Origin of the sequence: Paenarthrobacter sp. AB444 (assembly GCF_028736865.1) — a bacterium.
In the GTDB taxonomy this organism is placed as follows: Bacteria; Actinomycetota; Actinomycetes; order Actinomycetales; family Micrococcaceae; genus Arthrobacter; species Arthrobacter nicotinovorans_B.
This window is the reverse complement of record NZ_JAQZBY010000004.1, coordinates 127,238-152,769: the sequence shown is the minus strand read 5'-3', so window position 1 is coordinate 152,769 and position 25,532 is coordinate 127,238. Positions and strand designations below refer to the sequence as shown.

Below are 25,532 nucleotides of genomic sequence, written 5' to 3'. Positions count from 1 at the left end.
GTGAGGACTGCGCTAGTTAAAGTCACATTGACTAGAACTAATGGTACGGCTCCGCAGCCCTCCAGCAAAATGCTTTGCGTCACACTGACTTGGCGGCGGCTTCCATCAAAGGCAGCGTCCGGCCCTGGATATGGCTGTTCAGCACGATCACCGAGGAACACCGGACGACGGATTTGGTGGCGATCATGGCGTCCAGGACCCGCTGCATGTCCGGATTGGACCGGGCCGCGATGCGCACCATCAGGTCCGAATTGCCCGTCACGGTATGCACTTCAATGATCTCCGGGATGGCACTCAGGCTCTCGATGATGGCGTCATGGCCGATCTCCTGGGTAATGGTGACCGAGCAGAACGCCACTACCGGGAATCCGAAGTTGGCCGGATCCGGCTGGGGCACCCAAGAGCCGATGACCCCGTTTTCGATCATCCTGTCGATCCGGGACTGCACCGTGGCGCGCGCAACCCTGAGTACCCGTGAGGCTTCCAGCACGGAAGATCGCGGCGAATCAGTGAAAAAACGTACAATTTTTGCATCAAGCGCATCGACCAGCATCAAAGTTCCTGTCCCCGGGGATCCCTACCCATCACATCGCCTAAGCAAAAAGTGATGTATCTTACAAACTGCGAGAATTATTCCACGCTCTTGCTGCGTCGTCGACGCCCGCTTGCCCAGCCCACGAGGCGGGCACGCCAAACCCGTTTGCAATCCATAGAAGGTAGACACGTATGACAACGAAGTCCATCGCGGCTCCTGCCCCAACCTCCGGCCTCGGGCATTCGCTCAAACCGCGGCAACTGACCATGATGGGGCTTGGCAGCGCCATTGGCGCAGGACTGTTCCTTGGTTCCGGCGCGGGCGTGCAAGCCGCAGGGCCGGCAGTCCTTATCTCCTATCTCGTTGCCGGAACATTGATCATCCTGGTGATGTGGGCCCTGGGCGAAATGGCAGCAGCCAACCCCAACAGCGGCGCTTTCTCCGTCTACGCCGAGAAAGCGATGGGCAAAACCGCAGGCGGGACCATCGGCTGGCTGTGGTGGTTGCAATTGGTGGTGGTCATTGCCGCTGAGGCCCTGGGAGCCGCAGGACTGCTCTTCTCCGTGTGGCCGGTCATCCCCGTGTGGATCCTGGCACTGGTCTTCATGGTGGTCTTCACCGGAATCAACCTGGTAGGAGTGAGGAACTTCGGCGAATTCGAATTCTGGTTCGCCATCCTCAAGGTCGCAGCAATCGTCATCTTCCTGCTTATCGGAGCCGCACTGCTGTTCGGTTGGCTTCCGAACGTCCCCTCCCCCGGACTCTCGGCCTTCGGCGACTTCGCGCCCCACGGCATCGGCGGCATGGCCGCTGCACTCTTCGTTGTGATCTTCGCTTTCGGCGGCACGGAAATCGTCAGCGTGGCGGCAGCAGAAACCGAAAACCCGGCGCACAGTGTGGGCAAGGCGATCCGCACCGTGGTCTGGCGCATCCTGGTCTTCTACATCGGGTCCGTCTTTGTCATCGCGGCGATCCTCCCCGTGGGTTCGGATGGCCTGAAGTCGCCTTTTGCCGGAGTCCTCGACATCGCAGGGATTCCCGGTGCCGGAACCGCCATCACCTTGGTGGCCGTCGTAGCGCTGCTTTCGGCCTTGAATGCCAACCTCTATGGCGCATCCCGCATGATCTTCTCACTCTCCGAGCGCGGCGAAGCACCACGGCTCCTGTCGAAGCTGAGCGGCGCCAAGGTTCCCGTAGCCGCCGTCGGAATCTCGGTGGCCTTTGGCTTCGTCGCCACGGTCCTCGAATTGCTCTTCCCGGAGAAGATCCTGCCCGCCCTGCTGAACCTCGTGGGGTCCACCTGCCTGGTGGTGTGGGGAACGGCACTGGTCTCACAGTTCATCCTGCGCCGCCGGGCAGACCGCGAAGGCGTTGAGCTGCCCTTGCGGATGAAGGGCTTCCCCTATCTCACCATCGTGGGACTGGTCCTGCTGGGCATCATTTTCGTGGTGGGCTTCGCCAACCCGGAGAGCGCCGGCCAGCTCATCGGTACGTTCCTCCTTATCCTGGTGATTGCGGCCGGATGCTTCCTCAACGCCAGGGCAAAAGCCGGCAAGGAAACGCACCACGGCGGATAGTCTTCTGTCAGCAACATCCTAGAAGCCCTGCACAGTTTGTACTGTGCGGGGCTTCTTTGCTTGTTCAACTTGTACAAAGTTTTTGCTGGATACTGAGCTTATTGCGAAGACGCATCGTCGGTGACTAGGGTCACAGCCATGACGACCAAACCCGCGCTGGCCATCGTCGACGACGACGCCGCCCCGCTCACCCACCACCAACTCCGCGAGCTGTACACGCTGATGGCAGTGGTCCGGCACCTGGACACCTCAGCTGTGGCATGGCAACGCCAAGGCATCATCCCCGGCTACGCACCCGAACTCGGGCAGGAAGCAGCCCAGGTGGGCAGCGGATACGCCGTGGACAGGAGCCGGGACTTCGTGTTCCCCACCTACCGTGAGATGGGTGTGGCACGGGCCATGGAGCTGGACATGGTGGGCTACATGTCCACCCACAAAGCCACGTGGCACGGCGGGATGTACAACCCCATGGAGTCCAGGTTCGCGCCCATCCAGGCAGTTGTGGCCGGCTCCGTCCTGCACGCTGTCGGCTGGGCCCATGGCCAAACGCTGTCCCACCCTGACGGGCAGACCGGCGTAGCCATGACCTACTTCGGCGACGGCGCGTCCTCCCAGGGCGACGTCCACGAAGCCATGAACTTCGCAGCCGTCATGAAGGCGCCCGTGGTGTTCTTCATCCAGAACAACGGCTGGGCCATCTCCGTCCCCACCGAACGCCAAGTGGCAGGAGGATCCGTGGCAGCCCGGGCTGCCGGATACAGCATTCCCGCACTGCAGGTGGACGGCAACGACGTCGTTGCCGTCTACGAGGCCACCCGGTCCGCCTTCGCCCGCTGCCGGAACGGCAACGGTCCGGTGGTGATCGAGGCCATGACGTATCGGCGCGGACCGCACTCCACAGCCGATGACCCCGGCCGCTACCGGACCCTGGAGGAGGAATGCCTGGACGCCGGCGAGGACCCGCTGGCGCGGTTCAAGCAGCGGCTGCTCAGCGACGGCGTTGCAGACGAGGACTTCTTCGCCGAGGCGCAACGCCGGGCAGAGGAAGAAGTGGAAACCATCCGCACGGGAATCCAGGATCTCGGCCCCCGCCCCGGAGCCGAAATGTTCGGCCTGGTTTTCCAGGAGCCAACTCCATCCCTTCAGTCCCAGGCCACCGCGTGGCGCGAGGAGTCAGAACATGTCTGAGACCATCACAGCATTGCCCTCCGCGAACACCGGAGCCCCCGGCATCCAGCAACTGTCCATGCAGCAGGCGCTGAACCTGGCGCTCGATGAGGTGCTGGCAGAAAACCCCAAGTCCCTCATCTTCGGAGAGGACTGCGGCCGCCTCGGCGGCGTCTTCCGCATCACCGACGGTCTTCAGGCCAAGCATGGCGAGGACCGCGTCTTCGACACCCCACTTGCTGAATCGGGCATCCTGGGCATGTCCGTGGGACTGGCAATGGCGGGTTTCCACCCCATTCCCGAAGTCCAGTTCGACGGCTTCGCCTATCCGGCCATCAACCAGATCATCTGCCAGATCGCCCGGATGAACTACCGAAGCCGCGGCACCCTGCCCATGCCCATCACCCTGCGCGTGCCCAGCTTCGGCGGCATCCGCGCTCCCGAGCACCACGGCGAGAGCCTGGAAGCCCTCTTTGCCCACGTACCTGGCCTCAAGGTGGTCTCGCCGTCGAACCCGCACGATGCCTACCATCTGCTCAAGTACGCGGCCACGCGGCCGGATCCAGTGATCTTTATGGAACCGAAATCCCGTTACTGGCAGAAGGGAGCGGTGGATACGACGTCCGACGACGACCGGCCCACCGGAGCCCGCGTGGCGCGGGAAGGCCGGCACCTGACGCTCGTCGCCTGGGGCGCCATGGTGTCCCGCTGCCTCCAAGTCGCTGAGCTCGCCGCAGAGGACGGGATCGACGTCGAAGTGCTCGACCTGCGCTGGCTGAAGCCGATTGATGCCGAGGCCTTGGCGAGGTCCGTGGGAAAGACGCGGCGCGCCGTCGTCGTGCATGAAGCGCCCCTGACCTCAGGCCTTGGCGCCGAAGTCGCCCAGCTCATCACCCAACAGTGCTTCGACACGTTGAAGGCGCCGGTGGAACGCGTCACCGGCTTTGACGTGCCCTACCCCTCCGGTGACCTGGAGGACGAATACATTCCCAACATCGACCGCATCCTCTTTGGGATCCAACGTGTACTGGAGTACCGCCGTGGCTGAAATTTCCTTTCCTCTTCCCGATTTGGGCGAAGGCCTCATCGAGGCCACCGTGCTGGACTGGCTGGTGGAACCGGGACAGCAGGTTGAACGCAACCAGCCCATCGTTGAACTGGAAACAAGCAAGTCCGCGCTCGAATTGCCGAGCCCCCAGGCGGGTAAAGTTGTCCGTATTCACGGAGCGCCGGGAGAGATCATCAATGTCGGCGCCCCGCTGATCGTGTTCGAAGTTCCGGACGATACCGCCGGAATCGTGGGCACTGTTCCGAAGGACGAAGCACCCAAGCGCCGGGTCCGCCTGAGCGCCGTACTCGATGAGGACTGACATGATGACCGGCAGGCACACCGTGGAACAGCACAGGCACACAGTCGAAGGAACGGACCCCGGACTGTTCGTGGAAGTTCACGAGCCGGCCTCCGACGCCGGACTCCGCCCGGTCCTGCTGATCCATGGCTTCTCCTCCTCCAGCAAACTGAACTGGGCAGACAGCGGCTGGATCACCACCCTCCAGGAAGCCGGACGCCGGGTGATCACCGTGGACCTTCCGGGACACGGCCGGAGCCACTCCCCCGAGGACCTGGATTCCTACACGCCGAGCCGGATCCGCGCCGACCTTTTGCAGATAGTGACCGACGCCGGAGCCCGGCCCCTGCGCGACGGCGACCCCTCCACCGGACTGGATGTCATCGGCTACTCGCTGGGTTCGCGGCTGGCCTGGGAATTCGGGGCCACGCAGCCGGACCTCGTCCACAGGATCGTCCTGGGCGGGCCAAGCTCAGCTGACCCCTTGGCCGCCTTCGACCTCGCTGCTGCCCAACGGCACCTGGCCGACGGCACTCCCATCGAGGACGAATCCACCAACGGGCTCTTGAAGATGGCCCAGCTGCTTCCCAGCAACAACCTGTTTGCCATGTTGTCCCTGATCGAGGCCATCAAGGGCGAGCCGTTCGATCCCGCGGAGGCCGCCCCGCACGTGCCCCTGCTGCTGGTCGCCGGGGAAAAGGACGAACGGGCGGCAACCATGCCGGAGCTGGCCGCCATGGCAGCAAAACGCGGTGGGCTGGTCGAAACCCTGATTATCCCCGGGCGCACGCATACCAACGTAATCACCAGCAGGGCCTTCAAGGAGGCCGCCATCGAGTTCCTCGGAGTCTAGCCCCCAGCTGAGAAGGCGACTGCTCCCCTCAACGGCTGGCCCTCTAACGGGCCAGCCGTTCTGCGTTAAGGCTCATGCGTTCCAGGACGCTCAAGGCCATCGCGTACTCGTCGATGCCGATCCCCATCGAGAGGTCCTGCCGTGCATCTTCCACCAGCAGCTGGGCCTGGTGATATCTTTCCCGCCCGCGCTCGCTCAGGGCCAGACGGTCATCGATCATGGTGATCATTCCGTGCCCCACCAAAGCAGCGAGTTCACGCTCGCGCAAGCGGTCATCACCACCCCACAGCGGCTTCAGCACGTCTTCAAGCTGGTCCGGAAGCATGGCACCATCGGCCAACGTAGCCAGAGTCTGCCATTGACGGCGGGTCAGCTTGATCCGGGCCAAGGTGCGATCCAACTGGACCTCCAGCGCGGCGTCCAGCCTCTTGATCCAATATCCGATGGGCTTGTTCACAAGGCCATGCTTTCAGTGGAGGCGGCGGCGGGCAAGGTCCGGAAGGTAGGCTTGGGAAAGCAATAAATAACGTGGAAGTGGAGCGAATGGGCATGCGTTTCAAGGACCGGTCGGAAGCCGGTCGGCGCCTGGCTGAAGCACTCCCGCAACTAAGGGAGCGTCCCGATACCGTCGTCCTGGGGCTCGCCCGGGGCGGTGTGCCGGTGGCCGCCGCAGCCGCCTCGGAACTGTATCTGCCCTTCGGCGCCGTACTGGTGCGCAAACTCGGTATCCCGGGCAGGGATGAAACTGCTTTCGGCGCATTGGCGTGGTCAGGTGGCGATGTGCTCCGGATCATCAACAGGCCGCTCCGGGAACTCATTCTCGCCCGCGGTATCCCGCAGTCGGCCTTGGACACTGTGGAAGCCCACGAACGCCCGGAACTGTTGCGCCGGGCCAAGGAGTATCCCGGGACCAGCCACGATCTCCGCGGGAAGACCGTCGTCCTGGCAGACGACGGCCTTGCAACCGGGGCCACCATGCGCGCCGCTGTGGAAGCCGTCAGGGCAGGCGGAGCGAAGACCGTGATTGCCGCTGTTCCAGTGGCGTCTTTAGAGGCCTCATCATCACTGGCGCGGGTTTGCGATGTCGTCATGGCCCTCCACACTCCGGGCAAGTTTCATGCGGTAGGCGCTTTCTACCAGCACTTCGAGCAATTGACGGACGAGGACGTCATGGACTTGTTGAAGGGTGCTGCGGCCAAAGGGCAGCGTCAGTAGCTTCGTCCCCCCGTAGCGCCAACGTCGGGCGGCGGTAGTTGAAGGAACCGCGTCGAGTTCATGTGTCCAGACGTTCGTTGTAAACCCTGAGGGCTCTCCACATCAAAAGCGCCAAAGCTGCTACGAGGATGCCAACACCGGCTTTCATCACCAAAGGCCCAAGGCTGCCCAGCAAGGCATACATGTCGAGTATCCAACCGACCAGGATCATCAACAGCCCGATACTCAGGCCGGCATAGCTTATTTTCTTCATTAAGTCCCCCAAAGATTTGATGAGTTCATTCCTCACAGCACCATCTTGGAGTGCCTGCCTACATGCAAAAATGACGCCGCTCGACTGAGATCTTTCGAACATTGCTTGATCGACTCTGCCGTTGCACCATGGAGCTTCCCTTTCCAGCGCGAAGCAAGAGGGGCGCAGCCGTCACGGCTGCGCCCCTCTTTTGCCTTGGCTGCTAGTGGTGCACGCTGTAACCAAGCGGGCGGCCTCGGGTTTCCTTGGCGAGGATCACGCCGACTGCCGAGATGATGCACAGCCCCATGATGTAGAGGCCCACCGACCCGGACCACTTGGTGGAGTCCAACAAGGCCTGGGCAATCAAGGGCGCAAATGCACCACCCAGAATGGCACCGAGTGCGTAACCGATCGAGATGCCCGAGTAGCGCACCTGGGCCGGGAACATCTCTGCGTACATGGCGGACATCGGACCATAGGAAAGGCCGAGGCCGATGGTCAGGATGAACAGGGCCATTCCATAGAGCAGGATGTCCTTGGTGTCGATCAGGACGAACATCGGGATCATCCAGGCAAACACCAAACCATAACCAATCAGGAAGGTCTTCACGCGGCCGATCTTGTCAGAGAGCCAGCCACCGACCATGGTGAAGATCAGCCAACCGAAGGATGCGATGGTAGTGGCCAGCAAAACCTGTGGCGCCGGCATCTTCAGCGCCTTGGTGGCGTAGGAGATGAAGAAGGCTATGAGAAGGTAGCCCGCGGCGTTGTTGGCGATGAAGATCAAGGCAGCGAGAACAACTTCTTTCTTGTTCCGACGGAAGAGCTCACCCAGAGGTGCCTTGCTCTCAGCCTTGCGCTGGGCGAGTTCCTTGAAGACCGGGCTCTCACCGACGGCCCGGCGGATTGCGTACCCCACAACGATCAAGACGACAGAGAGCAGGAACGGTACCCGCCAGCCCCAGGCTGTGAAGGTCTCCTTCGACATGCCGGACTGCAGGAAGAACAACAGTCCGGTGGCCAGGATCATGCCGATGGGGACACCAATCTGGGGGTAGGCGCCAAAGAGCCCGCGCTTCTTGATGGGGGCGTGCTCCACTGCCATGAGGGCTGCTCCACCCCATTCGCCGCCCGCTGAGAATCCTTGGACCACGCGGAGGAAAATCAGCAATACCGGCGCCCAGAGACCGATCGTCTCGTAGGTGGGGAGCACACCGATCAGCGCTGTAGCCGCTCCCATCATGACCAGCGTCATGACCAGTACGGCCTTGCGTCCCATCTTGTCGCCAAGGTGGCCTGCCACAAACGCACCGAGGGGACGGAACAGGAAACTGATGCCGATCGTAGCGAAGGAAAGGAGTTGGGCGACTCCCGGGTTGGACTTTTCCAGGGGAGAAAGGAACAACGGTGCCAACAGGGTGGCGGTGAGCTGGGCAAAGATGAAGAAGTCGTACCACTCGATGGTGGTGCCCACCAGGGTTCCCGCCAGAACCCGGCGCTCTTCGCGCTTGCTGCTTGGGCCCGACGGCGAGTCGACAGTGGAAGTTGCGGTCATTGGAACTCCATTGGGGTGAAAGTGCGATGCGAGACGTGCATAACCGACAGAACGGTCAGTTAGGAAACCATACTACAAGCTGTGACTCAAAGCACAGCCTTGTCAACACGCCGCCAACATAGGATGGTTCGCATGAATCCACGCAGCGGCGTCAACGGCCAACAGCAAGCGGGGACCCAAGTCCCGCCGTCGCAAACACTCTCCCGCGGAATCCGCGCGCTGGAGATCCTCGCCGCAGCCGATCGTCCCCTCAGCATCGGGGAACTTACCGAAGCCCTGGGTGTGCACCGCTCCGTTGCCTACCGGATACTCAGGACGTTGGAAGACCACTCCTTGGTGGTCCGCGACGATTCCGGGCGGGTCCAACCGGGTCCCGGTCTTTCCGTTCTGGCCAGCGGGGTTTCCCGGAACCTGCAAACCGCCGCCCTGCCGGAGCTGACTCAACTGGCCAACACCCTGCACATGACAGCATTCATCGCCGTGTGGGACCACCAGGAATGCGTCACGCTGGTCACGGTTGAACCACGCCACACCGGCGCGGCCCTCGCCCAACATCCAGGGAGCCGGCACCCCGTCAGCACCGGCGCTCCCGGCATTGCCATTCAATCAAGCATGACCGAAGAACGGTGGCAGCAGGTGGGCGCGGGCAACCCGTACCGGCCTGAAGCCCATGAGGCCCGCCGACTCGGCTACGCCACCAGCCATGATGAAGTAGTGGCCGGCTTGTCCTCCATCGCCGCCCCCATCAAGGTTCCGGGCGGACGGCCGGCCGCGATCGCCGTCGTCTATATCCGGCTTGACCAGGACGCCGACGAGGTGGGCCAGGCCTTGGCTGCCAGTGCAGCACGTATCGAAAGCCAACTGGCCTGAGGTCATTCGTTCCACGCCAAGGAGTGTGCCCCGGCACACAAGACTGAGGGCCGGCGGATCTCGAATACTCGACGAAGGACAGGACCGCCTTGGCCTGGCCTTGTTCGAGTTTCGGAAGGAACCCATGAGCCTGAATCTTCTTGACACCTCCAACTGGCTGCCCCTGGACGGCCTGGCGCCCGGCTTCGATGCCAACAAGGCGCCGATCGTCCAGGATTTGGCGGGCAAGGAACTGACGGTGGTCGGCGACGGCGGCCCCATGACTTTCAGCTTCGACGACGAAGAAGTCACGTGGACAGCCGCAGGCTACACGGGCACCTCGACCCACGAGGTCTTCAAGGTTGCCGAGGACCTTTACTATGCGCAGTGGCACAGCAGTGTTCATGCTGGACTCGCGGTCTCGCTCATTGCGGACCTGGCCAACGGCCGCGCCCTGTACATCGGTGCGCATCTGGGCCGGGCAACCGCGGCGGCCACCGCCGTGCAGCATGATTTCCGGGTCGGCACGCTGGAGGGCCTCACAGCCAGAGGTGACGCCATCGGCGAAAGCACAGCCTTGATCGGCCGCCGCGTCGAATGGATTTACAGCCCGGTCCACGCCTACGAGCACGTCTACCTCAGCCCCACCTGGTACACGTGGCAATGCCTGGCCGGTCCGGAGCGTGGCTTGGCGGACACCGATTCCAACACCGTTTTCCAGGTCAGGCCGGGCATTTTCGTGTTCACGTGGCGCGAGAAGGTGATTCCGTGCGGATCGGTGACCGTTGCCGATCACCGCGACGTCAACGCCATCCGTTCCCACGGCAGCCTGTTCGGTTGGGACGAAGCCGGCGTCAATCCCGTCCACTTCACGTTCGGAGCGCATGGCCGCTTGATCAGCGTCAGCCACCACAGCGCCGAATTGAACCCCGCAATCTAAGCACCCACAACGCGGAAGCGTCCCCGGCAGAACCTGCCGGGGACGCATTCGTTGCGGAACGGTTCAGTCTTCCGCGCCGTGGCCAATCCGTGCATACAACGCCGGTTGCGAGCGCCGCAGACGCAAGCCCCAGATGATGCCCGCCACGCCCGGCAGCAGGACCAACAGGGGCAGGACAAAGCTGGCGGCCGTGGACTCCGACTGGCCCAGCAACACGTTGAAGTTGGACACAATCAGCACCAGGACGAGGGCCAGCAGGGCGAAGCCCAAGCCCGGCGCCACCACCCGCACCCACAGGCTTGCGCCGTGCCCGTTCTTTCGGAAGAAGCCGATCACGGCCACGGACACAACAGTCATCAGCAACACCAGCCCGAGGGCGCCGCTGTTGGTCAGCCACGTGAACATGGTCAGGACGGGGTACAGTTCCCCGAGTTCGGAACCGGATCCCGCAACGGCAAAACCGATGGTCACGACGACGGCGATCACCGTCTGCGCCAGCGAACCGGCGAACGGCGCCCCGCTGCCAGCACGAACCTTGGCAAGTGCCGCCGGAAGGACGCGTTCGCGGCCAAGGGAGAAGAAGTAGCGGGCCACGGCGTTATGGAAGCTCACCAGGGCGGCGAAAAGACTGGTGACAAAAAGGAGCTGCGCTATGTCGCTGAGGAGCACACCCCCGTGTTCGCCGAGGAAGGCGAAAATCATGTCCGGGCCACTGGTGGCAGCGGTCTCGACCACCGCGGAGGGGCCCGCTCCCACAGTCATGGCCCAGGCTGAAACAGCATAGAAAACAGCGATGATGCCCACCGCGGCAAAGGTGGCCCGGGCGACGGTGCGCTGCGGGTCTTTGGACTCTTCGCCGTAAATGGCGGCGGATTCAAAACCCATGAAGGCGGCAATACCGAAGGACAGGACCGCACCCACGCCTGGGACGAACAGGCTCTCCGGGCTGAAGCCCGCTGCGCTGACACCTTCGGGAGCCACCGCCAGGCTCATGACGTCGTAAATGATGACCACCAGGAACTCCAGGGCCACCAGGACCCCAAGCACCTTGGCCGACAGATCCACCCTGTTCACCCCAAGCCATCCCACGATCGCGATGCACAACAACACCGGGATCCACCACGGCACGCTGATGCCAAGCCGCGCCGACAGAAGGGACGAGACGGTGAAGCCAAACAAGCCGTAGATGCCTACCTGCATGAGGTTGTACGCCATCAGGGCTATCAAGGAAGCCCCGACACCGGCAGGCCGGGAAATGCCCTGCGCGATGTAGGCGTAGAAGGCGCCCGCGTTGGTGACGTACCGGCTCATTGCCGCATAACCGACGGCGAACAGCGCCAGGATTGCACCCAACACCAGGAAGGACAACGGCACGCCGGTCACTCCGGTTACGCCGAACGTTGTAGTGACTCCCCCAGCCAGAACGGTCAGCGGCGCAGAGGCCGCGATAATCATGAAGGTCACAGCCGGTACGCCCAGCCGGCGTTTGGTGCCGACGGTCCCTGCGGTCCTGCCTTTGACGGGGTTGTCCACGCTCATAGTGTGCTCCTGCTCCTGCCTCGGTGCCGCGGGAGATCGGCGCGGCACGTAGTGTTTCCGCAATCTTCCACCGCCGGAACACTGCGTGACTTGTCTCACACGGCAGGGTAGTTGTCGGAACACGCACGCCACTTCCGGCCGAGGTTACCGGTGTAGAATCGTGGGCAAGCTCACGAAGGGAGTCCGATGACCGTCACAGCTCACACGGACCCCGCAACCGTTCAAACCATCGTCGCGGAGTCGTTCCAGGAGTGGAGCCGGGCCATCTCTGCGTCCTTTGTACCCTTGGCGGCAACGGGCCCCAGGGACGCGTCTTTCCGCGGGATCATGCGGGCTCGCGTGCTGGGCCAGATCTCCGTCGTGGAAGTGACGGCCGGACCCCATACGGTCCTGCGTACTCCGGAGTTGATTGCCGGATCCACGGGCCGCTTCTTCAAGCTCAGCATCCAGTTGGCGGGATCGGGCCGGCTGGTCCAGGACGAACGGGAGGCCTTGCTTCGTCCCGGCGATCTGTCCATCTACGACACCTCCCGTCCCTACCGGCTAACCTTCGACGACGACTTCCGCACCTTGGTGCTGATGTTCCCGCACGTGCTGCTCGACTTGCCGGCAGAGGCCATGGGGCACGTGACTGCGCTTCGGATACCGGGCGACCAGGGGCTGGGGGAACTCATCAGTCCGTTCCTGGTGAAGCTTGCCGACAACCTTGAGGCGCTCTCTGGCGCCAATGGCCTGCGGCTGGTCCATAACGCACTGGACCTGGTCACGACGCTGTTCAACGGAGAGCTCGACCAACTCATCGAAACCGGCCGGGACCCGCATCTGCTGCTCCTGGGCCGTATCCACGACTACATCGAAGCCAACCTTGGCGATCCCGGACTCTCCCCCGGGAGCATCGCCGCCGCGCACTACATCTCCACGCGGCATCTGCACGACCTCTTCCAGGAAATCGGCACGACTGTGGCATCGTCCATCCGGCAGCGGCGCCTGGAACGGTGCCGGCGCGATTTGAGGGACCCGGTGCTGGCGGACCGCCCTGTCACCGCCATCGCCGCACGCTGGGGCTTTACCGATGCCGCCCATTTCAGCAGAATTTTCCGCGCAGCGTTCGGCAATTCCCCCACCGGCTACCGCAACAGCGCTTAGCACCAGTGCGGTTGTCTTTGGGGTGCCGGCTGGAGGGCGGCTAGGACTGTGGGCGCCGCTTCATGACCAGCCAGGTGATGGCGCCCAGCAGCAGAAGACCACCGGCTGCGCCCATGGATACCGCGAAGGCCGCTCCTGCCCCTTGGGTCTGAGCAAGTTGGCCCGCCAGGTAGGACCCCAGTGCGGTGCCCGCCACGATCCCGCTGGCCAGGGCCGTCATGACCGTCGCCATTCGACCGGCAGGTGCCACGACACCACCGATGCTGAAGACCGTGACCATCACCGGCCCCACAGGGATACCGAGGAGCAACAGGACGAAGACCATCGGCCAGATGCCGGACGGAAGGAACAGCAGCACCGACAGGCCCGTCATGGCCAGCGCGGCAGCAACCCATCGCGACGCCAGGCCGAAGCGTTGCGGCCAGAAGGCCACGGAGAGGGCCGCGACAGCTGAGCTGAGTCCCATCACTGCATAGAGGAGTCCAGCGATCTCAGCCGTCGCGTACTGGGCGGAATAGGCGCTGAGGGCATTTTGGGTTGCACCAAAAAAGGTGCCCATGCACACCATCGCCACCACGGGGACCGCTACCACCGCCGCGGACCATCGGTTGCGGCGCGGCGAGGTGGTTGCCTGTTCTCCGGAATGTACGACGCCGGCACCCGGCACCCGCGGTGCCGGCACCACGGCCAGCTGGCTGGGGTGCACCGCAAAGGCCGGAACCAGCGTAATGGTCATGACGGCCGCCAAGGCGAGCGGCAACCACGGCGCCACGAGGCTTGCGAGCAAACCCACCAAAGCCGGACCCAGGACAAAGGTGATTTCATCGGCGGTCCCCTCATAGGACAGTGCTGTGTCCAGATCGGCCCTGTTGGAGGCCACGCTCTTGCTGCCGCTCGTGGCATGCGAGAGGTTTCTGGTAGTCAATGCCATCCACCGGACTCGGGCCATGGGGCCCACCTGCGGGCAGCTTGCGCCGGCCAGGAAGGCAGCGATGAGAACTCCCACGGCATCAGAGGCCGAGCCGTAGGCCGGGGTGAGATAGGCGGTGGTCAAGAGAGCGGCGACGGCGAGGGTGTTGACCACTGCTGCGACAAGAAGCACAATCCGCTGCCCTGCGCGGTCAGCCAGGGAACCAAGGACCGGCGCTCCAAGTGCCGATCCGATGCCGACAGCACCGGCGGCCATGCCACCGATGGCATAGGAGTGACTGACTGCCGTGACGAGGGTCAGGGCGCCCACGGTCAGCATGGCAAGTGGCAGGCGGGCAAACAGCCCCAACGGCAGGAATCCAGGTCCGGCCAGTTCGGGGAGCCGGGCAAAACGGCCTGGCAAGCGGGAGGGACGGGGCGCCACGTGTGAATCGGGCTGGGTGGCCACTGTAGATTTTTCCATTAATCCGGGTTCGCTAAAGTGTGCGCATCGTCCCTCCTCCCGATGCGCGAGACCCGGTGTAACGGAATAAGTCTATCGGAAGAGCCTCAGACCGGAACAGCTTCCGCGAACCGTATGCTGGAGCCGTTGCGCCCCTTGACCACCTGAAGCTGGCTCGTGATGCGTTGCTTCATCTCCGCAACGTGGCTGACCAGGCCAACTACCCTGCCGCCGTCGCGCAGTCCCTCCAAGGCGTCCATCACCTGTTCCAGCGCCTGCTCGTCGAGGCTACCGAAACCTTCGTCCACGAACAGGGTCTCGATGTCCACGCCACCGGCCTCCTGCTGCACCACGTCCGCCAATCCCAGCGCCAACGCCAACGAGGCCATGAAGGACTCCCCTCCGGAGAGGGTTGACGTGTCACGACGCTGACCGGTCCATTCATCCACGACTTCCAGCCCCAGGCCTGACTTCGCACCCCGGGCAGCCTTGGCATCTGTGTGCTGCAGCGTGTAGCGGCCATCGCTCATGGATACCAGACGTTCGGAGGCCGCGAGGGCGACTTGCTCGAGTCGTGCAGCCAGGACGTAGGTGTGCAAGCTCATCCGGTAACCGTTATCTCCCGAGCCCCGGGCAGTGTCGGCGAGGCCGGCCAACATCAACGCGCGCATGCGGGGTTCGTTCCCGGCTTCGGCGAGTGCCTCATAGCTGGTACGCAATCGGCGGATGGTTTCGGCCGACTTGGCAGCAAGGCCGGCTGCCAACGCCGCAGCCTGGGCATCCCCGGCCGCGGTTGAGGCCCTACGTTGCGCCCCGGCGAGTTCAGCTTCGGGCAGGGGAAGCTCGCCGATACTCATTTCTTTGGCTGCCAGGACGATGTCCTCGTTGGCAAACAGCTCATCCAGCCGGGCCGTTTCGGCGTCGAAATCTGAAATGTCCTTCTCGAGGCCCACCACGTCGGCGGCTGGGAGGATGTCGTGACGGGCTTCGTTGGCAGAAGAGAATCCCGCTGCCAAGAACGCCTTCTTCAACGACTCCAGTGCGTCGAGCCGGGCTTCTGAGGCACGGCTTAGTTCGGATCCGGCATCCGTGGCTTCCTGAAGCAGCGCGCAATCCGCCGACACAGCGTCCAAGCGAGCGCGCAAGCTGGAGAAACCGGACCGCAGCGTCGAAAGCCCAGCCTCAAGGACTTCATGTTGTTCCTGGAGCAGCAGGACGGTCGATGATGCCTGCCCTTCGGCCTGCAGGCACTCTGCTTGTTCCTGTTGCGCAGTGAGAAGCCGCTCAGTGATGTGATCTTGGCGGGCCTTCAGTTCCTCCAGCAAAGTGGCGGCCCGCTGCGCGGAAGTGGCAGCCGCCTCAGCCTTGGACAAACGATCGTCCGCTTCGGCCGGATCCGTTGCTCCGCCTTGTGCTTGAAGCCCGGCAACCATTTGGGCAGCCGCAGAGAGCTTTTCTCTGAGCTTCCCCAACGTTTCCTCGCTGGCTTCAAACCGGGCCTTTGCTTCTTCCTCTTCCTGGGCAAGGGAAAGAGCAGTGCGGACAGCTGACGCAGGATTCGGGTGCTCGGTGCTTCCGCAGACGGCGCACGGTTCTCCGCTTTCCAACGCTGCGGCCAGTTCGCCGGCCGCATTGGCAAGCCGCTGTTCCCGCACGTCAAGCCACTGCTCTTTGAAATCCTGGGCGGCGACCCGGGCCTGGAGGTGCTTTTCAGTGAGGTCCTCCAGCTCAGCCGCGGCCACTGTGTGGCGGGAGACGACGCCCACCAGTTCGGCCGCTGCCGTCGCCTCGCGTTCCGCCGCAGCTACGTCGGCGGCAACGGACACCAAGGGTTCCATGCGGTTTTCAAGCTGTGCGGCTTCCTCGCGCAGTTGCGTCAGGGTAGCAGCGACGGACCCGGCCGCAGCCTGCTGACGGGCGACTTCCTTGCGCTCTGCGTCGAGCCGCAGGGCAACGTCCTCGAGGCGTTGCTCGTCAGGGAGCCTCGCCTCGATGACGGCCATGGAGGCCTTGACACTCTCCAGTGCGGCAGCAGGGTTCTCCGAATCCAGGCCCGATGCTGACAACTTCTCCCGGAGCTGTTGCATCCGGGTCTCCGCAGACGTGAATTTGCGTTCGGCAGCATCGACGGCGTCCAGTTGTCCGTTCAGGACAGCAGCGCGGCGGTGCTTTCCGAGTAGTTCCTTGTTCTCCAGGGCACGTGGGGCGGCCAGTTCAAGGAGAACTTTTCTTTGGGTCGCTGAGCGCAGCCGTTCGTGCCGCTGCGTTTTCTCCTGCTCCTCGCGGAGTTCGCCACTCAAACGGGTCCACAGGGATTCAGCCACTGTGGCTTCGTCCTGCCGCCGTTTCACTTCGTCGTCCACCTGCGCCTGGACCTCAGCGAGCCACAGGCCGGGATCGGGAGCGGCACTCGCGGGAGTGTCTTCGCCGTCAACCCCGGCTTGCTCCAACCCAAGCTGATCGCGCTCGGAAGCTGCCTTGTCCAGGAGCATTTTGAGCTCAGAGGCATTCTCCTCCACGGCCTTGGCAGCGTCTGCGGCCTGACGGGCGAGTTCCTGTTCGATCGCCTCGAAGCGCTGGGTGCCGAAGAGTTTCTGAAGGAGGTCCAAGCGGTCACCCGCCTTGGATCTGAGGAAAGCGGCGAAATCGCCCTGCGGCAGCATGACTACCCGGGTGAATTGGTCCCTGTCCATGCCAAGGACGTCGGAAAGCTCAGCGCCGACTTCATCGTTCCTGGACGACTTTTCTTCCCAATGCCCAGCCACTTTCTCCCGCAAGAGCGTCTTGGCTTGCTGCGTGGTGAAGCCCTTGCGGCCACGTGCGCTGGGGCGATCCCACGCCGGGGACCGAGTCACCTCAAAACGCCTGCCGCGCGCGGAAAATTCGCAGACCACGCGAGGTTCGGCGCCAGGAAGGGCATGATCGCTGCGCAGCCGTTTGCCTTCCTGCCTGGCCCCGGGCACCGAGCCATACAGGGCGAAGCAGATCGCGTCCAGGATGCTCGTTTTGCCTGCACCGGTCGCGCCGTTGAGAAGGAACAGCCCCTGGGCACTCAACAGGTCAAAATCGATGTGTTGTGGCGTGGCAAAGGGCCCGAACGCTTCAATGTCCAGCCGATGGATCCTCATAGTTCCGCGTCCTCCAGACGGACAGCCTCCAGGGCTTCGCGAAGGGCAACTACCTCGGACTCAGCGGCGCCCCGGCCACGGACATGTTCGAGGAAACCGCAACAAACATCAAGATCGTTTTCGGCCTCTGAGAGCCGGTTGCTGTAAGTCGTCTGCGGCTTGGATTCGGAGCCTTCCGGGTCAAAGGCAAGAACCAGTGTTTCGGGAAAGCGCGTGCGCAGCTTCTCCATGGCCTGTGGCGGACGTTCCGCATCCGTCAGGGTGACCTGGACGTAGGCGCTCTCTGCCCAGGCGTACTCCTGGGAGGCCAGCAAATCATCCAGCTTGCCCCGCAGGACTGCGAGCGCTTTGGGAGGCTCCCAGTGGACTTCCTGAACACTGGCTGCCCCGTCGGTTCCAATGTCCAGCAACCATGCGCCCTTGTGGTGCTTGGCCTCGGAGAAGGAGTAGGCCAACGGAGAACCTGAGTATCGGACGTTGGGTGCCAGCTCCTGGCGCCCATGAAGGTGGCCCAGTGCCGTATACGTGAAGCCTTCAAACAGGTCCAGCGGAACTGCCCCCAGTCCGCCAATGCTGATATCCCGCTCGCTTTCGGAGGTGATGCCTCCGCTGGCGAACGTATGCGCCAGGACAACCGGGTGGACGGGGCCGGATTCGCGGCGGCGCTCAACGTCGCGCCGGATCCGGTCCGTCGCCTCCTTGGTGACATCGAAGTGGTTGGCGTTATCGACGCCCAGGCGTTCGGCCACCAGTCGGGGCTCAAGGTAGGGAATTCCGTATATGGCGACCTCTGCGGATGTATCCCCTCCCGGTTCCAGCGGCATCAGGACCGGGAGGTCCAATTCCTCCACGCGTGTCCGGACATGGACTCCGCCGCGTTCCAGGAGCCGGGACGCAAAGCCCAACCTGATGGCGGAATCGTGATTGCCGCTGGTCACCACAACGGCCGCGCCAGCCTGGGTCAGACGGACCAAGGCGTCATCGAGCAGCTTCACCACATCCAGGCCGGGCAGCGCGCGGTCGTAGACGTCTCCGGCAATCAACACCACGTCCACCGATTGGGCCTGGACAAAAGCCACGAGCTGGTCCACGAAGCCGCGCTGGGCTTCCAGCATGCCCACGCCGTGGAATGACCGGCCTAAATGCCAATCCGATGTATGGAGTAACCGCATATTTCCAAGCTAACCGCGGGCACCGACAAAAAAGCGCAGACAAGCCGTCCGCCGTCGTCCCTTACGGTTCGCTAGCCCTTCTTGCCGTCGAAAAAGTCGCGGGCGTCATCGTGTGCCGGCTTGCCCGGAAGCGGCTGCGGAGCGGCGTCCGTTTCGGAGTCCGACGCCTTCTCAGCGGTGCCGGCGTCGAAGTCGTCATTGATGGCGTCGGAACCGGACTGGGGTTCGGCAGCCGCGTCAGGGCCAGCGGACAAGCCCTGGAATCCACGGAAAGCCAGCCCCGCCAAAGCCGCGCCCATGAGCGGAGCCACCCAGAACAGCCACAGTCCGTCCAGGGCCCACGAGGGGCTGAAGAATGCCTGGGCGGTTGCGCGTGCCGGGTTGAACGGGAGGTTGCCAAGAACCTGGCCAAGCTGCAGCAGAACGGCCACGGTTAGTCCTACGGCGAACGGGGCCAAGGTCGGCAGAGCCCGGCGTCCGGCCGTGGCACCGAGGAACACGGCCACAAGAAGCGCAGAACCAACAACTTCCACCAGCAACACGCCGGCCAACTGGGTTTGTGCTGCTGCGTGCTCACCGTATCCCGCCGCGGTGGATCCGAAGGCGGCCCGCGCATCCGTGAGTACGGGCACCATGGTGACCACGATGTACACCAGGGCGGCGCCAATGACGCTGCCAATGATCTGTGCTGCGATGTACGCTACCGCGGCCACAGCCCGGATGCGACCGGCAATGAGGTTGCCCAAAGTGATCACCGGGTTGAAGTGGCCACCGGAGATGTAGCCAAAGGCCACCATGGACGCGGTAACTGCCAGACCGGTCGCCAAAGCTGCAGGCAGCGGCGCACCGGAAGGGTTCGAGAAAATCGAAACGCCCACCGCCACAAGCACAACGAACAGCGATCCCAGGGCTTCGGCCGACAACCTGGCCAGCAGTCCTGGCTGGGGATCGGTTGCGGCCTGAACAGAAGAGGTCATGGGGAACGGGTCCTTACGATCGGGGTGGTAGATGTACAGGTGCCCACGCACATGGGGATGGCCCGGGGGCGCTCTTGCAAGCGACAGGGATCCTTGAGCATTTTGCCAGCCGAATCTGGACAGTTGCTGGGTTAAAGCTGAAGGTGCTGGGACAGGGCTAAGGACGCGAACCTACCCTCGAGCTTATCCGCCCAACGCAATGGCCGCGATCGCTGCGGCACCCAGTCCCAGGACGGCCAGCGTGCTTGCCAGAATCAGCCCCGCCGAGGACGCTGCGATCCCGGCCTGCAGCTGCCTCGACCGGACCCAGACAACGGAAGCGAGAACAACCGTGGCTGCTGCAGCCGCCAGGGCGCAGATTCCTTGATAGTCCAGCCCCGGCAGGCCGTTGATGATACTGATCGACGACGGCTCGGATGTCAGCCAGCTGCGCCAAATGAACAGATCCACCACCACCAGTGAGATCAAGGTCCTGCGCCACGCCAGAGTGGTTCGTTCCGGCTGCAGCCCGGGATCCCGGGTGGCTTCCGGAATGGCGCCGCTCACCGCCCCGCTCCGCTCACTGCTGCGAGCCGCTCAACGGGCCACCAAGATCAACACCGCGAACGCGAAAGCCGCCACAGCCACAACGATGGTCATGAACAACATCACGCGGGAGAACGGCAGGGCCTCGTCGTTGCGCATGGCTGCTTCCATCCGGCCCCATCTGCGGTAGGACAGGGCCGCAAGGCCGGCCCCAACCAGGGCGAGCAACACGCACAAAACCAAGCGGACCGGCGTCGGAGCGATGTTAGGCGCCAGCTGATCGACGGCGACTGCGCCGGCCAGCAATGCAAGCGAGGTGCGGATCCAGGCCAGGAAGGTGCGTTCGTTGGCCAGCGAAAACCGGTAGTCGGGAGTCTTGCCCGTTTGTCGCCAAGCAGGTTCACGCACGATGTCTCTCCAGGTTTCTCAGCGGCGGACAGCTTCCCCACCATATCAGCGGGGGCGTCCTTGGCACGGTAAGTTACTGGCATGAGTGCTGAAGCTACCTCCCCTGCCGCGCCTTCCTTCACCTCCCGCGTCTACGGCTCCCTTCTGGGTGGGGCCCTGGGCGATTCCCTGGGTTATGCCGTGGAGTTCGACTCCATTGCCGCAATCCGCGCGCACTACGGACCAGAGGGCCTGACCTCCTTTGGACAGCTCGACGGCGACAGCCACTTTTCGGACGATACCCAGATGACGCTTTATACGGTGGATGGCCTGGTAGAGGCACTTGAATGGGCAAACGACGGAGTCGCCGCCGATGAAACCGCCTGCCTCTGGCTCGCCTATCTGCGGTGGCTTGCTACGCAGGACGTGGAAGTTTCCTCCTCTGCGCCCGTCCCGCAGCCCCGGTGGATCGATGCCCAGGACGTGCTCCGGCACCGGCGGGCGCCGGGCAATGCCTGCTTGAGCGGGCTCGCTTCGGGCGAGATGGGAACAGTGGCGCGTCCGGTCAACCCCGACTCCAAAGGGTGCGGCACGGTCATGCGCTCGGCGCCGTTCGGACTGATCCCCCACATTTCACCGGAGGCGGTCTACAAGCTCAGCTCGGATGCCGCTTCACTGACGCACGGTCATCCCTCGGCCCGGCTGAGCGCCGCGGCGTTCAGCCTGCTGATCCACAACATCGTCGCGGGAAGGAGCATCCGCGAGGCAGCGCAGGAGGCGCTGGGCTACATCGAAGATGCCTCCACGCAGGCGCCCGAACTTCGTCAGCGGTTGCAGGCAGCTTTGCAGTTGTCACTTCAGCCCGCCCGGCTGGACCCCGGGGAACTCATCACGACGCTGGGTGAAGGGTGGGTAGCCGAGGAGGCCCTCGCCGTCGCCCTTTACGCGGTCCTGTCCACCACGGACGGTGACCCTGCAGAGCATTTCCGCAAGGCGATTGCAGTGGCCATCAACCACAGCGGCGACAGCGACTCGACAGGATCCATCGCCGGAAACATCCTGGGAGCCTACTACGGCGAACAGTGCCTTCCCACGGACTGGCTCGCCGCGCTGGAAGCACCCGACGTGATCCGCGGCATGGCGGACCGGCTGATTGCCGTCACTACTGGCTGAGGTCCCTACGAGCTGCGCAGCGTGATGTTGTTGCAGGCTTCGCAGATATCGTCGGGAATCAGTCCGCGTCGTTGCAGCAGGCCAAAAATCGCGCAGCCAAGGCAGTAGCCAACGAACGATTCCAGCGACGCGGCAACGATCAGCAAGCCGAGGACGACCCAGGCAGCCGGCTGGAAGCCGGTGAAATACAGCACGACGGCGGCGCTCGTCATGGCGGCCCCCATCCCTTGGGCGAAACGCTTGGGAGGACCGGCAACGAGCTTGGCGTGTCCAATGCGGGGCGCCAGGACCTTGACCGACAGCAGGGCAAGCGGCGAAATGCGCGGACCAAACAGCACGCGGAGCCAGAATCCAACTGCCAGGACCACCAGGCCCCAGCCCCACGCCGTCAAAAGTGTCACGACAGCCAGCAGCACCACCAATCCGGCGGTGATTCTGGCGGCGTACTCGTTGACGGGATTGGGGAACGCAAAGACAGCCCGCCAATCAACCCCACGGTTCACGCGGGCCCCGGTCTGGCGCACTGGCGTTACAGGAAGGGTTGGCTTTGTCATGACCCTAGGCTAGGAGCGCCGGCCCGGCTGCAGAAAGCATTGTTGCGGACTATGACCCCAACCCTCTCTCACATCCCACCACCATTCCCCCAACCCTCAATCACATGCCACCCACTTGATCCAAGCCCTCGCTCAGACCGCCGGTGGCAGATCTGCCAGTACTCCGATCCGCTATCGCGCTGCCTCCTGACGGCCCGCCGAAACCCGTGGGATGTGAGAGAGCGTCCACAGGAAACCCGTGGGATGTGAGAGAGCGTGTCGGCCCTACGCGCCGCCCACCATTTGCAGGAACTCGCCCTCGGAGACCACTTCGATCTGCTGGCCCTTGGCGTGCAGCTCCAGAACACGTTTTGCCTTGCCTGTGAGCCGTCCGGCGCGAAGGTCGCCTGCCACGAACCCGTCGCCAACAATCAAAACCGTGGTCCGCGCGGTAACGCGGCTCTCGGGCCGGGCTCCCACGTCAGCGGCCCGCGACTTCGCTTCGGGCCGGGTGATGGCGAGATCGCCCGTGAATACCACCGTCTGTCCAAAGAGCGGATGTCCGGGCTCGGCTGCAGGGTTCGGCAAGGGATTCGGGCCCTCTTCGGGCCAGGCCGACCAAGCGGGAGCTGCCGCCGTCCGTGCCGGGGCCCCTGGCAAGGTGGCGCCAGTCCGGGCAGCGAGGGCGGACATGGTGGCCTTCGACAACCCGTGGGCGGGATCAAATGCCGGCTGTTGAGGCAGGTTCAGGCCCAGGGAAAGGTAGAGCTCGGCGATGCTGTTGGCGTTGTTACGCCGGGCAATATCGACCAGGATTCCGGCGCAGGCACGGGCGTCCTCCGCGGCGTCGTGATGGTTCACCAGCGGGACACCGGCTTCCTCGGCCGCATAGGGCAGCGAGTTGGACACCAGTGAGTAGCAACGCCGGGAAAGCATCACGGTACAGACGTAGTCGTAGGCGGGACCGGGAAGCCCTGAAACTTCCAGGCCGGATCTGATCACGCCGAGGTCGAAGGCGGCGTTGTGTGCTGCGAGGATGTCACCGCCAATGAAGGCGCCGATTTCCGGGAAAAGCTCCCCGAACCTGGGCTGTCCTGCGACGTCCTCAGCCCGGATCCCGTGAATGCGGGTGTTGTGGAACTCGAAGTGATCGTGGTTCTCCGGCGGGCGCATGAGCCACGAGGCTTCCTCCACCACGACGCCCCCACGGACCTTGCTCAGTCCCACCGAACACGGGGACCCCCTGAAACCGTTGGCTGTTTCGAAGTCGATCGCCGTAAAGTCCAATGCCACTGGACAAGATTACAGGCGTAAGGTGCCCCTCCTGGCCGATTTCGACGGCGGGGCGGCCGGTCCGGCCCCTATTGTGGGCAACGCTACACGCGCGTTGGCTTCGGCCCGGCCGCAGATAATTAACGACGGCGGCGGTCCAGTAGGCTTGTTGGGTGATCTTTTCTGCGATGAGCGACCTTGCCGTATCCACTTTCGGGGGCGCAGGCCCCGTGCACCCGGCAATGGCGTCGTTCCTGCCGGACTGGCTGAACCCCGATGTCTTCCTCCGCGACTCACCGCTGGGACCGTGGGTGGTTCTCCTGGTGTGCGCCATCGTCTTCGCAGAGACCGGGTTGCTGGTGGGCTTCTTCCTGCCTGGCGACTCGATGCTCTTCACGGCCGGGCTGCTGGTCTCCACGGGGGCCATTGAGTTCAACTTGTGGGCCATGTGCGGCCTGATCATCGTCTCGGCCATCCTGGGTAACCAGACCGGCTATCTCATCGGTTCCAAGGCCGGGCCGGCGATCTTCAACAAGCCCGACTCCCGCCTCTTCAAGCGGGAGAACGTTGAAAGCGCCCACGCGTTCTTTGAGAAGCACGGCGGCAAGGCACTGATCCTTGCACGGTTTGTTCCCATCATCCGTACGTTCGTACCGGTGATTGTCGGCGTTGCACAGATGGACAAGCGCAAGTTCTTCCTCTACAACGTCATCGGCGCTGTCCTGTGGGGCGGCGGCGTCACGCTCCTTGGCGCGTGGCTTGGCCAGTTCGAGTGGGTTGGCAAGAACATCGACATCATCTTCATCGTGATCGTCCTGATCTCCGTCATTCCGATCCTGGTCGAGGTCGGCCGTGGTTTTGTGGCCAAACGGAAGGCTGCAGCCGAAGGCACCGACCCTGTGGAGGAATTCATCGACGAACACGAAACAGGAAAGCACGGAGAACGCTAGGAATTACCGAAGCCAAAAGGCACCCCCGCTGTGCGGGGGTGCCTTTTCCTTTGTCGTTGCCTGCCGGACTAGGTGTACTGCCCAGGCAGGTTGGTTAAGCGGCTGATGGGCGGGTGGCCTCCGATTGCGGTGTGGGGCCTGTGGTGATTGTAATGGTGCAGCCATGCCGGGAGGGCGTTTCTGCGGGCTGATTCCGTGGCGTAGAAGCGTTTGAATGCCCATCCGTCGGCGAGGGTGCGGTGGAACCGTTCGATTTTGCCGTTTGTCTGTGGCCGGTAGGGGCGGGTCTTCTTTGCCTTGATGTCCAGTTCCCGGCAGGTGTCCCGCCAGAGGTGGGATTTGTAGGCGGACCCGTTATCGGAGAGGACCCGCTCGACGGTGACGCCGTGGGCGGCGAACCAGGACACGGCTCGCTTGAGCACTCCAACTGCGGTGGCTGCGGTTTCGTCGCTGTGGATTTCGGCGTAGGCGACCCGGGAGTGGTCGTCGATGACCGTGTGGATGTAAGCGGTGCCGATCAGCGGATTACGATGGCTGCTCCGCGGTTTTGACGGAGTAGCAGCACGGTTCTGTTTGCCTTGCTGTCGGCCGACGTAGCGCCAGCCGCCGCCGTCGGGGATATTGCCGAGTTTCTTCACGTCGACGTGGATCATCGCCCCGGGAGCCTCATGCTCGTAGCGACGGATCACTTCCCCGGTGCGCTTGTCCACGTGATGCAGGCGGTTCAGCCGGCACCGCACCAGAACCGCGTGCACGGTCGAGGCCGGCATTGCCAGCTTCGCGCCGATCGCGACCGGCCCCAGCCGTTGCTTCCAGCGAAGATGCACGACCTTGCGCACCAACTGCTGCGGGGTGCGGTTCGCCACCCGGTGCGGGCGGGAAGATCTGTCGGTCATACCAACCTCACCCATCGCGGCGTAGCGGGCCGCCCACCGTTTGGCTGTCGGCCAGGAACAGTTGAACTGTTCGGCAGCCCGGGACACCGGCCAGCCGTGGTCCACGACCAGACGCGCGACGCGTAGACGTTGGCGAGGAGTCAAAGCGGCATTAGCGTGGGACATGAGGACCTCCTGGTCGCTGCAG

The 25,532-nt window shown here is 63.6% G+C and carries 25 protein-coding genes; 11 read left to right on the top strand and 14 right to left on the bottom strand.

The window, feature by feature from the left end; translation table 11 throughout:
* Positions 1 to 79: 79 nt before the first annotated feature.
* Positions 80 to 553 (bottom strand): Lrp/AsnC family transcriptional regulator, encoded by a 474-nt coding sequence (locus PQ627_RS07260; RefSeq protein ID WP_141282652.1) that lies wholly within the window; start codon positions 551 to 553, stop codon positions 80 to 82.
* A 173-nt stretch (positions 554 to 726) separates the two neighbouring features.
* Between PQ627_RS07260 and PQ627_RS07255 the strand changes: the two genes are divergently transcribed.
* The 5 genes from PQ627_RS07255 to PQ627_RS07235 all read left to right on the top strand — a co-directional run bounded on the left by PQ627_RS07255 (position 727) and on the right by PQ627_RS07235 (position 5,481).
* Complete coding sequence (locus PQ627_RS07255; RefSeq protein ID WP_274259576.1) at positions 727 to 2,112, top strand: amino acid permease; 1,386 nt, start codon at positions 727 to 729, stop codon at positions 2,110 to 2,112.
* 138 nt (positions 2,113 to 2,250) lie between these two features.
* A complete protein-coding gene (locus PQ627_RS07250; protein ID WP_274259574.1) occupies positions 2,251 to 3,300 on the top strand; it encodes a thiamine pyrophosphate-dependent enzyme in 1,050 nt (349 codons plus the stop codon).
* On the top strand, positions 3,293 to 4,327 hold the full coding sequence (locus tag PQ627_RS07245) for an alpha-ketoacid dehydrogenase subunit beta (protein WP_274259572.1): 1,035 nt from the start codon (positions 3,293 to 3,295) through the stop codon (positions 4,325 to 4,327). The genes PQ627_RS07250 and PQ627_RS07245 overlap by 8 nt, the downstream gene beginning before the upstream one ends.
* Positions 4,320 to 4,649, top strand: coding sequence for a biotin/lipoyl-containing protein (locus PQ627_RS07240; RefSeq protein ID WP_064721759.1), 330 nt, complete (start codon positions 4,320 to 4,322; stop codon positions 4,647 to 4,649). Before PQ627_RS07245 ends, PQ627_RS07240 begins: the two co-directional genes overlap by 8 nt.
* Position 4,650: 1 nt before the next feature.
* Positions 4,651 to 5,481, top strand: a complete 831-nt coding sequence (locus PQ627_RS07235) for an alpha/beta fold hydrolase (protein ID WP_274259571.1) — start codon at positions 4,651 to 4,653, stop codon at positions 5,479 to 5,481.
* Between the two features lie 43 nt (positions 5,482 to 5,524).
* On the opposite strand, the gene PQ627_RS07230 is transcribed toward PQ627_RS07235, so the two are convergent.
* On the bottom strand, positions 5,525 to 5,938 hold the full coding sequence (locus PQ627_RS07230; protein WP_274259570.1) for a MarR family transcriptional regulator: 414 nt from the start codon (positions 5,936 to 5,938) through the stop codon (positions 5,525 to 5,527).
* 86 nt (positions 5,939 to 6,024) lie between these two features.
* Between PQ627_RS07230 and PQ627_RS07225 the strand changes: the two genes are divergently transcribed.
* Positions 6,025 to 6,696 carry a phosphoribosyltransferase gene (locus PQ627_RS07225; RefSeq protein WP_274259762.1) on the top strand — a complete coding sequence of 224 codons (672 nt, stop codon included), beginning with the start codon at positions 6,025 to 6,027 and terminating at the stop codon, positions 6,694 to 6,696.
* Between the two features lie 58 nt (positions 6,697 to 6,754).
* On the opposite strand, the gene PQ627_RS07220 is transcribed toward PQ627_RS07225, so the two are convergent.
* Both PQ627_RS07220 and PQ627_RS07215 read right to left on the bottom strand, forming a co-directional pair.
* Entirely contained in the window at positions 6,755 to 6,985 is a 231-nt protein-coding gene (locus tag PQ627_RS07220; RefSeq protein WP_144659908.1) for a hypothetical protein, read from the bottom strand.
* 166 nt (positions 6,986 to 7,151) lie between these two features.
* Positions 7,152 to 8,486 (bottom strand): MFS transporter, encoded by a 1,335-nt coding sequence (locus PQ627_RS07215; protein ID WP_274259568.1) that lies wholly within the window; start codon positions 8,484 to 8,486, stop codon positions 7,152 to 7,154.
* A gap of 123 nt (positions 8,487 to 8,609) precedes the next feature.
* Between PQ627_RS07215 and PQ627_RS07210 the strand changes: the two genes are divergently transcribed.
* Complete coding sequence (locus tag PQ627_RS07210; RefSeq protein WP_373458767.1) at positions 8,610 to 9,356, top strand: IclR family transcriptional regulator; 747 nt, start codon at positions 8,610 to 8,612, stop codon at positions 9,354 to 9,356.
* A 124-nt stretch (positions 9,357 to 9,480) separates the two neighbouring features.
* Positions 9,481 to 10,275, top strand: coding sequence for a MoaF C-terminal domain-containing protein (locus tag PQ627_RS07205; RefSeq protein WP_274259564.1), 795 nt, complete (start codon positions 9,481 to 9,483; stop codon positions 10,273 to 10,275).
* A 63-nt stretch (positions 10,276 to 10,338) separates the two neighbouring features.
* Here PQ627_RS07205 and PQ627_RS07200 read toward each other — a convergent pair whose 3' ends face one another.
* Positions 10,339 to 11,814, bottom strand: coding sequence for an APC family permease (locus tag PQ627_RS07200; RefSeq protein WP_274259562.1), 1,476 nt, complete (start codon positions 11,812 to 11,814; stop codon positions 10,339 to 10,341).
* A gap of 186 nt (positions 11,815 to 12,000) precedes the next feature.
* Between PQ627_RS07200 and PQ627_RS07195 the strand changes: the two genes are divergently transcribed.
* Complete coding sequence (locus PQ627_RS07195) at positions 12,001 to 12,960, top strand: helix-turn-helix domain-containing protein (protein WP_274259560.1); 960 nt, start codon at positions 12,001 to 12,003, stop codon at positions 12,958 to 12,960.
* Between the two features lie 40 nt (positions 12,961 to 13,000).
* Here PQ627_RS07195 and PQ627_RS07190 read toward each other — a convergent pair whose 3' ends face one another.
* From PQ627_RS07190 to PQ627_RS07165, 6 genes are all read right to left on the bottom strand, one after another.
* Positions 13,001 to 14,353, bottom strand: coding sequence for an MFS transporter (locus PQ627_RS07190; protein ID WP_274259558.1), 1,353 nt, complete (start codon positions 14,351 to 14,353; stop codon positions 13,001 to 13,003).
* An 86-nt stretch (positions 14,354 to 14,439) separates the two neighbouring features.
* The gene (locus PQ627_RS07185; RefSeq protein ID WP_274259556.1) at positions 14,440 to 17,460 is read right to left on the bottom strand and encodes an AAA family ATPase; all 3,021 of its coding nucleotides are present in this window, start codon (positions 17,458 to 17,460) and stop codon (positions 14,440 to 14,442) included.
* The gene (locus tag PQ627_RS07180) at positions 17,457 to 18,632 is read right to left on the bottom strand and encodes an exonuclease SbcCD subunit D (RefSeq protein WP_274259554.1); all 1,176 of its coding nucleotides are present in this window, start codon (positions 18,630 to 18,632) and stop codon (positions 17,457 to 17,459) included. Before PQ627_RS07180 ends, PQ627_RS07185 begins: the two co-directional genes overlap by 4 nt.
* A gap of 71 nt (positions 18,633 to 18,703) precedes the next feature.
* Positions 18,704 to 19,609 carry an MIP/aquaporin family protein gene (locus tag PQ627_RS07175; RefSeq protein ID WP_274259553.1) on the bottom strand — a complete coding sequence of 302 codons (906 nt, stop codon included), beginning with the start codon at positions 19,607 to 19,609 and terminating at the stop codon, positions 18,704 to 18,706.
* 183 nt (positions 19,610 to 19,792) lie between these two features.
* Entirely contained in the window at positions 19,793 to 20,155 is a 363-nt protein-coding gene (locus PQ627_RS07170; protein ID WP_274259551.1) for a DUF202 domain-containing protein, read from the bottom strand.
* 30 nt (positions 20,156 to 20,185) lie between these two features.
* Positions 20,186 to 20,542 (bottom strand): YidH family protein, encoded by a 357-nt coding sequence (locus tag PQ627_RS07165; RefSeq protein WP_186313527.1) that lies wholly within the window; start codon positions 20,540 to 20,542, stop codon positions 20,186 to 20,188.
* An 81-nt stretch (positions 20,543 to 20,623) separates the two neighbouring features.
* Here PQ627_RS07165 and PQ627_RS07160 point away from each other — a divergent pair, with 81 nt between their 5' ends.
* Complete coding sequence (locus tag PQ627_RS07160; RefSeq protein WP_274259549.1) at positions 20,624 to 21,694, top strand: ADP-ribosylglycohydrolase family protein; 1,071 nt, start codon at positions 20,624 to 20,626, stop codon at positions 21,692 to 21,694.
* A gap of 5 nt (positions 21,695 to 21,699) precedes the next feature.
* Here PQ627_RS07160 and PQ627_RS07155 read toward each other — a convergent pair whose 3' ends face one another.
* Together PQ627_RS07155 and PQ627_RS07150 are read right to left on the bottom strand one after the other, a co-directional pair.
* Positions 21,700 to 22,248, bottom strand: coding sequence for a DUF4395 domain-containing protein (locus PQ627_RS07155; protein WP_274259547.1), 549 nt, complete (start codon positions 22,246 to 22,248; stop codon positions 21,700 to 21,702).
* A gap of 264 nt (positions 22,249 to 22,512) precedes the next feature.
* The gene (locus PQ627_RS07150) at positions 22,513 to 23,520 is read right to left on the bottom strand and encodes an exonuclease domain-containing protein (protein WP_144659895.1); all 1,008 of its coding nucleotides are present in this window, start codon (positions 23,518 to 23,520) and stop codon (positions 22,513 to 22,515) included.
* A gap of 167 nt (positions 23,521 to 23,687) precedes the next feature.
* On the opposite strand from PQ627_RS07150, the gene PQ627_RS07145 reads away from it, so the two are divergent.
* The gene (locus PQ627_RS07145; RefSeq protein WP_186313538.1) at positions 23,688 to 24,449 is read left to right on the top strand and encodes a DedA family protein; all 762 of its coding nucleotides are present in this window, start codon (positions 23,688 to 23,690) and stop codon (positions 24,447 to 24,449) included.
* Between the two features lie 68 nt (positions 24,450 to 24,517).
* Here PQ627_RS07145 and PQ627_RS07140 read toward each other — a convergent pair whose 3' ends face one another.
* Positions 24,518 to 25,510 (bottom strand): IS481 family transposase, encoded by a 993-nt coding sequence (locus PQ627_RS07140; protein WP_274259544.1) that lies wholly within the window; start codon positions 25,508 to 25,510, stop codon positions 24,518 to 24,520.
* Positions 25,511 to 25,532: the final 22 nt, after the last annotated feature.